This window comes from Stenotrophomonas sp. 59, assembly GCF_030291095.1.
GTDB lineage: Bacteria > Pseudomonadota > Gammaproteobacteria > Xanthomonadales > Xanthomonadaceae > Stenotrophomonas > Stenotrophomonas maltophilia_Q.
Genome location: NZ_CP127408.1, coordinates 372,501 through 384,505, shown reverse-complemented (window position 1 = coordinate 384,505; position 12,005 = coordinate 372,501). Strand labels below are relative to the sequence as shown.

Below are 12,005 nucleotides of genomic sequence, written 5' to 3'. Positions count from 1 at the left end.
ATCATGCCGCCACACTGATCCGGTTGTCTGCCCGCTTCGCCAGCTCGCTCTGCACACGCGCGATGCGCGTCTCCAGATCGCCTTCCAGCAGCACATACGCGACACCTGCTACCTGCAACTGCTGCAGATACCACGCATGCTGCTGCGCCCGGAACGCCTCGCCCACGCGGGTGCCGTCCTGGTCGAACGGAATATCCGGTGCACACAGGAACAACAGGTCGTACCTTCGTCGCGCGGCCTGCAGCAGCGGTTCCGGTGCGGTACCGAACATCCATCCGCTGTAACCCAGCGTCACCAGCGGCGTGGTATCGCAGAACAGCCAGCGCTGCGCGCGCCGCGCGGCCTCGTCTTCGTGCCGCGGCTGTGTCATTGCGATGTGCAGCAGATCCTCTGGTAGCAGTTCGCCACCCTGCTGCTCCCACAGCGTGCGGCCGAACTCCGGTACCCAGGTGGTGTGCAGGCGTTCGGCCAGCCTCCGCGCGAGGGTTGTCTTTCCGCTGGACTCGCCGCCGATGAAGGCTATGCGCTGCACGTATCCGGCGTACACCTCCGGTGAAAGGCCCTCGCGGCACGCATGTGGGTCAGCACGTAACTGGGTGCCACTGGCCTGGCCGACATCACGCGTGCGCTCCAGCCGTTCGTGGCGCACCGGCGCGTCGAAGTGCGCCGACAGCGCCTGCGCGAAGCCATCGCCATAGTCCTCACCGGTGTACACCGCCTGCACTGCCCCTCCGAAGAGGTTCAGGCACAGCCAGGCCGTGAATGCGCGCTGCACCTGCTCGTTGTCGCTGTCCTGCGGCAGTCTGCGAACCGGCACCCCCTGCTGGGCGCACAATGCCGCCAGTCGCGCATCATCGAGCACCGCCACCGTGGCCTGCGGGAATCGCGCTCGCAGCCAGCGCTCACGACGCGCGGCGCTGTAGCCTGGGAAGCCCGGCTGCGACCAGCCAATCACCAGCAGCTGCGTGCAGCGTGTGGCGGCAAATTCGATCAGGCGTTCGTGGCCGAGGTGCAGCGGGCAGAACTTGCCCACCACCAGGCCCCGCGCAACGCGCTCAGGCAGCGGCATCGGCTGCCCTGGCCTCGGTCCGCATCAGCTTGCGCCAGTGGCGCAGGGCGACCAGCGCGTTGATCCAGAAACCGATGTAGAGGATCGAGGTCAGGTGCAGGCCTCGGCTGTAGTACAGCGGCACCGCCACGGTATTCACCAGCAGCCACACCCACCACGATTCCAGCTTGCGGCGCATCATCAGGATCTGCGCGATCACGCTCAGTACCAGCACCGCCGAATCGATGTACGGCGCGTAGGCGTTGGTCAAGCGGGTCAGCATCCAGCCGTAGCCGAAGGTGGCCACCACCGCCAGCGGCGCCAGCCAGGCCCAGGCGCGCGGCCGCAATGAAGTAATCTGCAGCGGTGCACCATGATCGCCGCGCAGCCACTGCCACCAGCCCAGCACGCTGATGGCGATGAAGAAGAACTGCAGCACCATGTCCGCATACAGGTGCGAACGCTCGAACACCGCGGCGAACAGCGCGCAGCCCACGATGCCCAGCCACCAGGTGTGCACGTTGTTGCGGCCGGCCAGCAGGATCGAGCCGGCGACGGCGATGTTGGCAGCCAGCTCCAGCTGGAAGTTCGGGTCGGACAGGTTCATGGCGCTATTGTCATCGATCCGCGCGCTACGCGTGTCTGCCGGTAGATCCACGCCATGCGTGGATGGCCCGAAGCCCACAAAAAAAGAAAGCCCCGCTTGCGCGGGGCCTTCCGTGTGCTGCTTCAGGCAATCGCCCGAATCAGAACTTGTACTGCATCGAAGCCGCCAGCACGTCGCCGCTGACCTTGTACTTGCCGATCACGGTGTTGGCCGTGGCCGAGGTCGAGGTGATGTCCGGATCCTTGGTGAACAGGTGGGTGTAGCCCACGCTGTATTCCATCTTCTCCGAAGCCGCGTAGGTCAGGCCCAGCGACAGCCACTTGCGGGTGGTGTCCGGCACGCGCACGTCACGGTGGGCGTCGGTGGTCGGGGTCTGGTCGTAGGCCAGGCCGCCGCGCAGCGTCAGCTTGTCGTTCATGCGGTACTCGGTACCGATCGACGCGAAGGTGGTGTCACGGTAGTGGAACGGCAGCACGCTGTCCGGCTGGTTGGAGTCATAGTCGACGGTGACCTGGTCGAACTTGCTCCACGCGGTGCGCGAAACGTCGGCCATGATCTTCCACTGGTCGTTCACGCGGTGCGAGACGCTCATGGTGGCGCTGGCCGGCAGGGTGATGGTGGCGCGGCCGTTGCTGTCGATGAAGGTGCCCGGGGCGGCCGTGGCCAGGAAGGCGGCAGCGTTCTGCGGGATGGTGAAGTCAGCCTTGCCGTCGGTGATCTTGTGCTCGACCTTCGAGCGGTAGCTGAAGGCAATGTTGGTGCCTTCCACCGGGCTGACAGTCATGCCCAGGGTGTAGCCGACCGACACTTCGTCGCCCTTGATGCGCAGGTAGCCATCGGCGGTGCCCGGCGAGAAGCCGAGCTGGGCGGCCTGGCGTGCTGCGGCCTGCGAAGCGGCTGCAGCCTGGGCTGCGGTGCCACCGGCAGCCAGGACACGCGCCGCAGCGGTGCGCTGGGCGGTGGCGTTGATCGCGGTGCCGGTATCGACGGCGCTGGTCAGGTCGACGTTCAGGCGCTCGGCGAACACCGACGCACCGAACGACAGGTACGGGTTGACGTCGTAGGAGAACGCCACGCCCAGGTCGATCGCCTGCAGCTCGGTCTTGACGCCGTTGTAGCGGCCGACCCAGTCACGGTCGTATTCGGTCTTGAAGCCGAACGGCACGGTCAGCGAGGCGCCGAAGTGCATGTTCTCCTTCTCGCCGAACGGCAGGTGGAAGTACGCCGCCGGGACCGGGGCGATCATGCCGGCGTCGCCGCCGTTGCCGCCGGAAATCGGAGCGCCGTTGCCGTACTGGCCCTTGCCACGGAACTTGGCGCCGAAGCTGATGGCGCTGACGTCGCCCTGCAGCATGGTGCCGTCGAGCAGGCGCATCGAGGCCGGGTTGGTGGCGATGACCGAGGCGTCGCCTTCGGCGGAGGTGGAGCCGGCGAACGCGCGGCCGAGGCCCTTGGCGCTGTTTTCCTTCAGCTGGAAGGCGGCGGCGTTGGCGTCGGCGGCGGCCAGCGCACCGGCAACGCCGACGGCCAGCAGGGTCAGACGGGCAATGGTGGAAGCGGTTTGCATCGTAGTTCTCTCTCCGGTAAGCGGTGATGGTGCTCTGAGTGCGCCTGCGCCCGCCAGGCCCGGGGGCCCGTCGAAGCGCGCCGGATTCCCCTCCCGACATACGACGCCGTATGCGAGTATTACCCAGAGCCGTTAATGAAACAATAACGGCGCAGGCGGTTTTTTCGTCTCAAAAGCTGAACAGGACAATCCCCGTCGCAAGCGCCCGCACGCTAGGCTAGTGCCATGTTCGTCTCCCTCCCGTCGCGCAAGAAGGCGGCCCTGCGCTGGGCCACGCCCGTGCTGTTTGCGGCACTGTGGCTGGCGTTCCTGTGGTCGATCTCGCGCCCGGACGATGCCCGCGGCAGCCTCTGGCTGGACTGGGGCGCCCTGTCCACCGGCCTGACCCACCCGCTCGACTGGTGGGCGACGCTGCAGGACGGCAGCGTGCTGCGCCTGTTCACCGCCCTGTTCCTGCATGCGGACTGGTCGCATCTGCTGGGCAACCTGGTCTTCCTGCTGATCTTCGGCCTGCCCGCCGAGCGCGTGCTGGGCCCGTGGCGGTTGCTGCTGCTGTTCCTGGTCGGCGGCGCGGTGTCCAACCTGGTGGCCATCTACACCATGGGCAGCCCGGACCAGATCATCATCGGTGCCAGTGGCGCGGTCTCGGCACTGATCGGCGCCTACCTGGCCCTGTTCCCGGGGGCGCGGCTGGGCGTGGTGATCCCGCTCGGCCTGTTCCTGGAGTTCGTGCGGGCCCCGGCCTACCTGCTGATCGGCGTATGGGCCGCGCTGCAGGTGGTGTTCGCCCATATCGGCCCGAGCTTCGGCATGGTGGCCTGGTGGGCCCACATCGGCGGCTTCGTGTTTGGCCTGGTGTACGGGGTCTATGTTCGTGCGGCGATCGCGCGCCGGCTGCGCAAGCGGCACGGGTTCTGACCGCCCCGGTCGTGCCGGCCGCTGGCCGGCATTCGTTTTCTTCTTCCGCCCTTGAGCCGACGCCGGGCATGGCCCGGCGCTACCGTCAGGGCTTGGCCGGCGCCGGTGCCAGCTTTGCTTCCGGCTTGGCTTCCGGCTTTGCTTCCGGCTTCGCCGCAGCGGCCTTCGCGGCCTTGGCCGCATCTGCCTTCGCCGCTTCGGCCTTCAACCGTGCAGCCACCGAACCGGGATTCTTCAGTTCGGCCAGCGCGTCGTTGATCGGACCGTCGCCCGGCAGTACCGCGCCAGCGTGGTAGCCCTCGGTGCCTTCGTCGTCGCCACGCAGATGCCCCGGCAGGGTCGCTTCGCTGTAATCGCTCAGGCTGGCCGGCAACGCGTCATCTTCGGGGCGCGCGGCAGGCTTGAATTCGACCTCCGGCACGATGCCGGTGGCCTGGATCGACTTGCCGCTGGGCGTGTAGTAACGCGCGGTGGTCAGCTTCACCGAGTCACCGTTGTCCAGCGGCAGCACGGTCTGCACCGAGCCCTTGCCGAAGGTGCGGCTGCCGACCACGCGCGCGCGCTTGTTGTCGCGCAACGCGCCGGCCAGCACTTCCGAGGCACTGGCCGAACCGGCATCGACCAGCACCACCACCGGCGCGCCCTTCAGCAGGTCGCCCGGGGTCGCATCGAACCGTGCATCGCTGATGCTGATGCGGCCGCGGGTGCTGACGATGTTGCCCTTGTCGAGAAGATCGTCAGCCACCTGCACGGCGGCGGTCAGCAGTCCACCCGGGTTGCTGCGCAGGTCCAGCACCAGGCCCTTGAGCTGGCCACCGGACTGCTTCTGCAGCTGCTGCACGTGCTTCTGGAAGTCCGACCCGGTGTCGGCCTGGAAGGTGCTCAGGCGGATGTAGCCATAGCCCGGCTCCAACAGGCGGCTGCGCACGCTGGTCACGCGGATGGTCTGGCGGGTGAGGCTGACGTCGAACGGCTTCGGCTTGCCCGCACGCACGATGGTCAGCACCACCTTGCTGCCGGCCGGGCCACGCAACGGTTCGCTCGCATCAATTGCGCTGATCGGCTTGCCGTCGATGGCGATGATCAGGTCACCGGCGAGGATGCCGGCCTTGGCCGCCGGCGTGTCGTCGATCGGCGAGATCACCTTCATGCTGGCGTTGTCGGGCTGCTGCTGCAGCTCCACGCCGATGCCTTCGTAGGCGCCGTTGGCCTGGTCGTCGAAGGCCTGCGCGTCTTCCTTGTTGAAATAGGTGCTGTGCGGGTCGAGGTCGAGCAGCAGGCCGCGCACCGCCGACTGCATCAGCTTCTTGTCATCAACCGGGTCGACATAAGCGGCACGCACCGCGTTGTACACCGCCACGAAGCGGCGGATGTCCTCCAGCGGCACCTTCGAGGTCACCGCCTCCTCGCTGTTCGCTGCCTGCCCGCTGGTTTCCTGGCTCGGGGCGGGCGCGGTCTGCTGCGCCCAGGACAGCGCCGGCAACAGGGCCAGCAAGAGGGTGGCGGTACGGGCTGCGCGCATGGATCACTCCTGTCGACGTTGGCATCGTGCCCAAGGCACATGCACCGATTATGCGCGAAGCACAGCTAAATTCCCGTTGAATCCGACCCGCACGCGGCGATGCCGGATTCAGCGCCGCTGCAGCCAGCTGTCCGGGTTGACCGGCTGCCCACCACGACGCAGCTCGAAATACAGCGCGGTGACGCCTTGCCCACCCGAGTTGCCGACCTTGGCCACCGCATCGCCGCGGCTGACCCGGGCACCCGCATCCTTCAGCAGGGTGTCGTTGTGCGCGTAGAGGCTCATGTAGCCGTTGCCGTGATCGACGATCAGGATCATGCCGTAGCCGGTCATCCAGTCGGAGAACACCACGGTGCCGTCGGCCACGGCGGTGACGGTGCTGCCGGCGGGCGCGCCGATCAGCACACCGCTGCTGGTGCGGCCGTCGGGCAGCTTGCCGCCGTAGCGGGCCAACAGGTTGCCCGACAACGGCCAGCCCAGGCCACCGACCTTCGGCGCCGGCGCGGAAGCCACGGCAGGCGGGACCTTGGTGGGCGGCGGTGGCGGACGGCCCTGCGCGGCGGCCTGGCGTGCGGCACGCTCGGCAGCGGCCTTTTCAGCGGCTGCTCGACGCGCGGCGGCGCGGCGCTCGGCTTCGGCCCGGGCCGCGGCGGCACGCAGGTTGGCCAGCAGCGTTTCCAGTGCCTTGGCGTCCTGGCCCAGTGCCTGCTCCTTCTCGCGCTGGTCCTTGAAGCGTTCGTCCAGCGAGGCCACCGTCTTTGCGCGATCGCGGCGGTCGGCTTCCAGGGCGGCCGCCTGCTGCTTCTGGTCCTGCTGCGCCCCCTGCAGCTTCTGCTTGCGCTCGGCGATCTGCGCCTGCACCGCTTCCAGTTCCTTCAGGTCGGCGGTCAGCGTGGTGATGCGCTGCGCGCGCTCGCGCTGCAGGTAGCGATGGTAGGCCAGGGCGCGGTTGGCATCGGCCACCGTGTCCTGCGACAGCAGCAGCTTCAGCGGTGCGTGGTTGCCAAGCTGATACGCCGCGCGCAACAGCCCGGCCAGTTCGCGGTGCTGCTGGGCCAGGTTGGTCTGCAGGGTGTTGCGGCGCTGTTCGGCTTCGGCCAGGGCGCGGCCCTGCTCGCGCAGCGCGGTTTCCGTCTGCGCAAGTGCACGGCCGGTGCGGGCCACCTTCTCGTCGGCCTCGCGCAACTGCTGCGACGCCTGGCCACGCTGGCCTTCAATCTGCCGCCGCTCCTGCGCCACGCCTTTCAGCTCGGTGCGCAGCTTCTGCAGCTTGCGCTCGGTCTCGCGGGTGGTCTGCGCGGCGCCCTGTAGTGGCAGCGCCAAGGCGATGGCCAGCCCCAACAGCAGGCAGCGCCCGCTGCGGGCAGCAGCGATGTGATGTCGGCGTGATGGGAAGGCGTTGTTGCGCAAGGGCTTTCCAGTGACTTCAGGCAGTTGCAGGGGGTACCGGGGAATGGTGACATCTCCGCACGCGGCCTGCCAGCCGCACATCCATCGAGGTCCCATGAAAACTCTTTCCATTCCGCTGTTGTTGGGCGTCCTGTTCGTTGCCGGCCCGGCCGGTGCCCAGGACAACATCAGCAAGGTCAACGGCAGCATCAGCGCCGAACCTGGCCAGCGCTACGGCAAGCTGGATACCGTCAACGGCGGCATCCGGGTTGGTGAAGGCGTCGAGACCGGCAGCATCGACACCGTCAACGGCGGGGTCAAGGTGGCCGACCGTGCACGTACCGGCAAGATTGAAACGGTCAACGGCGGGGTACGCCTGGGCCGCGAGGTGATTGCACACGGCAGCGTCAGCACCGTCAACGGCAGCATCTTCACCGATCGCGGCAGCCAGATCGAAGGCGGCGTCGAGACCGTGAACGGTGGCATCGGCCTGGTCGAAAGCCGCGTCGGCAAGGATGTGGAGACCGTCAACGGTGACATCACCGTCGGCATCGGTTCCCAGGTCAACGGCGGTGTGCACGTGCGCAAGCCGAACTTCAGCGTCTCGCTCACCGCAAGCCGCAAGCCGCGTGTGATCGTCGGCCCGAATGCCGTGGTCAACGGCCCCCTCCAGTTCGAACGCGAGGTGGTGCTGTACGTGCATCGCACCGCCCGCATCGGGCCGGTCACCGGCGCCGAGCCGATCCCGTTCGACACCGAAACCGCCCCGGCGGACTGAGCGCACCGGACCGCCCGGTTCGGTGATACTCGCTGATACCGGCCGTGCACGACGTGCGGCCGCCCTTTGTTTTCCAGGAATCGACGATGCCCCGCAAACTCCTCCTGTGCCTGGCCGCCGCGGCCGCGCTCAGTGCCTGCAAAGGCGAAGACACGCCGGCCGCCGCGCCTGCACCGGCCACCGACACCGCTGCCGCGAAGCCGGCGGCTCATCAGTTCTCCCCGGAGATCAACGCCGGCGACTTCGCCGAGATGGTCAAGACCCTGGCCTCGGATGAATTCGAAGGCCGCGCCCCGGGCAGCAAGGGCGAGGAACTGACGGTCAACTACATCCGCGACCAGATGCAGCGCATCGGCCTGCAGCCGGGCAACGGTGACAGCTGGTTCCAGGACGTGCCGATGACCGAGACCACGGCCGACGCATCGACCGTGTTGAAGATCACCCAGGGTGGCAAGACCACCGAGCTGAAGTTCGGCACCGACATGGTGGTCGGCACCCGTACCGGCCAGGCCGAGGTGAAGGTCGATGCCAGCGACCTGGTGTTCGTCGGCTACGGTGTCGATGCGCCGGAGCAGAAGTGGAACGACTATGCCGGCCAGGACTGGAAGGGCAAGACGGTCGTGATGTTCGTCAACGATCCGGGCTTCCACGTCGACGACGCGAAGCTGTTCGACGGCAAGCGCATGACCTACTACGGCCGCTGGACGTACAAGTTCGAGGAGGCCGCCCGCAAGGGCGCCGCCGCGGCGCTGATCGTGCATGACACCGCCGGTGCCTCCTATGGCTGGGACGTGGTGAAGAACTCCTGGGCCGGCCCGCAGTACGACCTGCCGGCCAAGGATGACCCGGAAGCCCGTATTCCGGTGCAGGGCTGGCTGAGTGCCGACGCGGCCAAGGCGCTGTTTGCCGGTGCCGGCCTGGACCTGGCGCAGGCTTACAAGGATGCGAGCAAGCGCGGCTTCAAGCCGGTGCCGCTGAAGGCCACCGCCGCGGTCGACCTGAAGAGCCAGATCGCGCAGAAGCAGTCGCGCAACGTGGTGGGCGTGCTGCCGGGCAGCAAGCGTGCCGACGAGGCCGTGCTGTACATGGCGCACTGGGACCACCTGGGCAAGCACGAGGGTGAAACCGGCGACAACATCTACAACGGCGCAGTCGACAACGCGACCGGCGTGGCCGGCATCCTTGAAGTGGCCGAAGCCATGGCCCACCAGGATCCGAAGCCGGAACGTTCGGTGGTGTTCCTGGCGGTGACCCTGGAAGAGTCCGGCCTGCTGGGTTCGAAGTACTACGTCTCCCATCCGACCTTCCCGCTGGACAAGATCGCCGGTGTGATCAACATCGATGCGATGTCGGTGGCTGGCCGCGCCAAGGACGTGACCGTCACCGGCTTCGGCAGCTCGGAACTGGAAGACATCCTCAAGCCGCTGGCTGCGGCCCAGGACCGTACGCTGCACGGTGAGACCTCGGTGCAGAGCGGTTTCTACTTCCGTTCGGACCACTTCAACTTCGCCAAGGCCGGCGTGCCGGCCCTGTACGCCGATGGTGGCGAGGACCTGCGCGAGGGTGGCGTGGACGCCGGCCGCAAGGCGGCGGCGGACTACGGTGCCAATCGTTACCACGGCCCGAAGGACGAGTTCGATGCGTCCACCTGGAAGCTGGACGGTACCGTCGAAGACCTGCAGTTGATGTACGGCGTCGGCAAGGAACTGGCCGGTGGCGATCGTTGGCCGAACTGGTACGAGGGCAACCCGTTCAAGGCGGCCCGCGACGCGATGATGAAGGACAAGGCTTCGGCCAAGTAAGGGCGAGCCCTGCTCGACTGAACATCGTTGAGGTTCAAGCGGCGCCCCACGGGGCGCCGCTTTTTTTGTGCGCTCCGCCAGTGGTGGGTGCCAACCTTGGTTGGTGCCTTGGTTCCGCGCGGAGAGCCTCCACGCATGGCGTGGATCTACTGGCAAACGATTGCGGTGTGGGCCTGCTGCGGGTAGTTGCCAACCTTGATTGGCGCCCTGGATCCTTGCGGGGAGCATCCACGCATGACGTGGATCTACCGGGGTTGCGGGCCAGTGGCCGGCACTACCGGCGTTTCCCGCGCACAAAGAAAAACCCCGCTGCGTGAGCAGCGGGGTTTTGGGTGTAAACCCTGGCGATGACCTACTCTCGCATGGCTTGAGCCACACTACCATCGGCGCAGCTGCGTTTCACTTCCGAGTTCGGGATGGGATCGGGTGGTTCCACAGCGCTAATTTCACCAGGGAGACGGTTGCAGCAGCGCTTGCAGCGCCAGCTTCGCGTTCTTGCCCTTGGGGCGGAAGGTATCCAGAAAAGCAATGCCTTCACTTAATAAGAAAAACCCCGCTGCGTGAGCAGCGGGGTTTTGGGTGTAAACCCTGGCGATGACCTACTCTCGCATGGCTTGAGCCACACTACCATCGGCGCAGCTGCGTTTCACTTCCGAGTTCGGGATGGGATCGGGTGGTTCCACAGCGCTAATTTCACCAGGGAGGCTTTTGGAGAGTCGCACTCGTCCCGATGGGACAAGGCGCCAGCCTCGCATAGTTCTTGTGACGTAGCGTGCACTTGGATGCTCTTACGACGTTGTCGTAAAGCCAAGGCAACTTGAGGTTATATGGTCAAGCCGCACGGATCATTAGTATCAGTTAGCTCAATACATTGCTGTACTTACACACCTGACCTATCAACCACGTAGTCTACATGGTTCCTTCAGGGGGCTTGTGCCCCGGGAGATCTCATCTTGAGGCGCGCTTCCCGCTTAGATGCTTTCAGCGGTTATCGCTTCCGAACATAGCTACCCGGCAATACCACTGGCGTGACAACCGGAACACCAGAGGTTCGTCCACTCCGGTCCTCTCGTACTAGGAGCAGCCCCTCTCAAATCTCCAACGCCCATGGCAGATAGGGACCGAACTGTCTCACGACGTTCTGAACCCAGCTCGCGTACCACTTTAAATGGCGAACAGCCATACCCTTGGGACCGACTACAGCCCCAGGATGTGATGAGCCGACATCGAGGTGCCAAACACCGCCGTCGATATGAACTCTTGGGCGGTATCAGCCTGTTATCCCCGGAGTACCTTTTATCCGTTGAGCGATGGCCCTTCCATACAGAACCACCGGATCACTAAGTCCTAGTTTCCTACCTGCTTGATCCGTCGATCTTGCAGTCAAGCACGCTTATGCCTTTGCACACAGTGCGCGATGTCCGACCGCGCTGAGCGTACCTTCGAGCTCCTCCGTTACTCTTTAGGAGGAGACCGCCCCAGTCAAACTACCCACCATACACGGTCCCCGACCCAGATAATGGGCCCAGGTTAGAACGTCAAGCACGACAGGGTGGTATTTCAAGGATGGCTCCACTGCAGCTAGCGCCACAGTTTCATAGCCTCCCACCTATCCTACACAGACGAACTCAACGTTCAGTGTAAAGCTATAGTAAAGGTTCACGGGGTCTTTCCGTCTTGCCACGGGAACGCTGCATCTTCACAGCGATTTCAATTTCACTGAGTCTCGGGTGGAGACAGCGCCGCTGTCGTTACGCCATTCGTGCAGGTCGGAACTTACCCGACAAGGAATTTCGCTACCTTAGGACCGTTATAGTTACGGCCGCCGTTTACTGGGGCTTCGATCAAGAGCTTCGCCTTGCGGCTGACCCCATCAATTAACCTTCCAGCACCGGGCAGGCGTCACACCCTATACGTCCACTTTCGTGTTTGCAGAGTGCTGTGTTTTTGATAAACAGTCGCAGCGGCCTGGTTACTGCGACCCTCTTCAGCTATAGCTCGCACGAGCCACCAAAAAGGGTGCACCTTCTCCCGAAGTTACGGTGCCATGTTGCCTAGTTCCTTCACCCGAGTTCTCTCAAGCGCCTGAGAATTCTCATCCTACCCACCTGTGTCGGTTTACGGTACGGTCTGCGTAAGCTGAAGCTTAGGAGCTTTTCCTGGAAGCGTGGTATCAGTGACTTCGCCATAAAGGCTCGTCTCGGTGCTCGGTCTTAAAGGATCCCGGATTTGCCAAAGATCCAAACCTACCGCCTTTCCCCAGGACAACCAACGCCTGGTACACCTAACCTTCTCCGTCCCTCCATCGCACTTACGCGAGGTGCAGGAATATTAACCTGCTTCCCATCGACTACGACTTTCGTCCTCGCCTTAG

At 65.2% G+C, this 12,005-nt stretch carries 8 protein-coding genes and 3 rRNA genes (1 of these 11 only partly in view); 3 read left to right on the top strand and 8 right to left on the bottom strand.

The window, feature by feature from the left end; translation table 11 throughout:
- Window position 1 precedes the first annotated feature (1 nt).
- The 3 genes from QP552_RS01680 to QP552_RS01670 all read right to left on the bottom strand — a co-directional run bounded on the left by QP552_RS01680 (window position 2) and on the right by QP552_RS01670 (window position 3,222).
- Window positions 2-1,069: an AAA family ATPase gene (locus QP552_RS01680; protein WP_111111331.1), complete on the bottom strand. Its 1,068-nt coding sequence runs from the start codon at window positions 1,067-1,069 to the stop codon at window positions 2-4.
- Window positions 1,056-1,655 carry a nicotinamide riboside transporter PnuC gene (gene pnuC, locus QP552_RS01675; protein WP_286074785.1) on the bottom strand — a complete coding sequence of 200 codons (600 nt, stop codon included), beginning with the start codon at window positions 1,653-1,655 and terminating at the stop codon, window positions 1,056-1,058. The genes QP552_RS01680 and pnuC overlap by 14 nt, the downstream gene beginning before the upstream one ends.
- A 139-nt stretch (window positions 1,656-1,794) precedes the next feature.
- Window positions 1,795-3,222 carry an outer membrane protein transport protein gene (locus QP552_RS01670; RefSeq protein WP_106549704.1) on the bottom strand — a complete coding sequence of 476 codons (1,428 nt, stop codon included), beginning with the start codon at window positions 3,220-3,222 and terminating at the stop codon, window positions 1,795-1,797.
- 225 nt (window positions 3,223-3,447) lie between these two features.
- Between QP552_RS01670 and QP552_RS01665 the strand changes: the two genes are divergently transcribed.
- On the top strand, window positions 3,448-4,140 hold the full coding sequence (locus tag QP552_RS01665; RefSeq protein ID WP_005407784.1) for a rhomboid family intramembrane serine protease: 693 nt from the start codon (window positions 3,448-3,450) through the stop codon (window positions 4,138-4,140).
- A gap of 85 nt (window positions 4,141-4,225) precedes the next feature.
- Here the strand turns inward: QP552_RS01665 and QP552_RS01660 are convergent, their stop codons facing one another.
- Together QP552_RS01660 and QP552_RS01655 are read right to left on the bottom strand one after the other, a co-directional pair.
- On the bottom strand, window positions 4,226-5,662 hold the full coding sequence (locus QP552_RS01660) for a S41 family peptidase (RefSeq protein ID WP_286074784.1): 1,437 nt from the start codon (window positions 5,660-5,662) through the stop codon (window positions 4,226-4,228).
- A gap of 108 nt (window positions 5,663-5,770) precedes the next feature.
- Window positions 5,771-7,072: a peptidoglycan DD-metalloendopeptidase family protein gene (locus tag QP552_RS01655; protein ID WP_111111334.1), complete on the bottom strand. Its 1,302-nt coding sequence runs from the start codon at window positions 7,070-7,072 to the stop codon at window positions 5,771-5,773.
- Between the two features lie 94 nt (window positions 7,073-7,166).
- On the opposite strand from QP552_RS01655, the gene QP552_RS01650 reads away from it, so the two are divergent.
- The gene (locus tag QP552_RS01650; protein ID WP_106549701.1) at window positions 7,167-7,829 is read left to right on the top strand and encodes a hypothetical protein; all 663 of its coding nucleotides are present in this window, start codon (window positions 7,167-7,169) and stop codon (window positions 7,827-7,829) included.
- Window positions 7,830-7,915: 86 nt separating this feature from the next.
- Complete coding sequence (locus QP552_RS01645; protein WP_106549700.1) at window positions 7,916-9,631, top strand: M28 family metallopeptidase; 1,716 nt, start codon at window positions 7,916-7,918, stop codon at window positions 9,629-9,631.
- Between the two features lie 339 nt (window positions 9,632-9,970).
- Here the strand turns inward: QP552_RS01645 and rrf (QP552_RS01640) are convergent.
- The 3 genes from rrf (QP552_RS01640) to QP552_RS01630 all read right to left on the bottom strand — a co-directional run.
- Window positions 9,971-10,085 (bottom strand): 5S ribosomal RNA (gene rrf / locus QP552_RS01640).
- 132 nt (window positions 10,086-10,217) lie between these two features.
- A 5S ribosomal RNA gene (gene rrf, locus QP552_RS01635) occupies window positions 10,218-10,332 on the bottom strand.
- Between the two features lie 126 nt (window positions 10,333-10,458).
- Window positions 10,459-12,005 (bottom strand): 23S ribosomal RNA (locus tag QP552_RS01630); it runs 1,333 nt beyond the window's last position.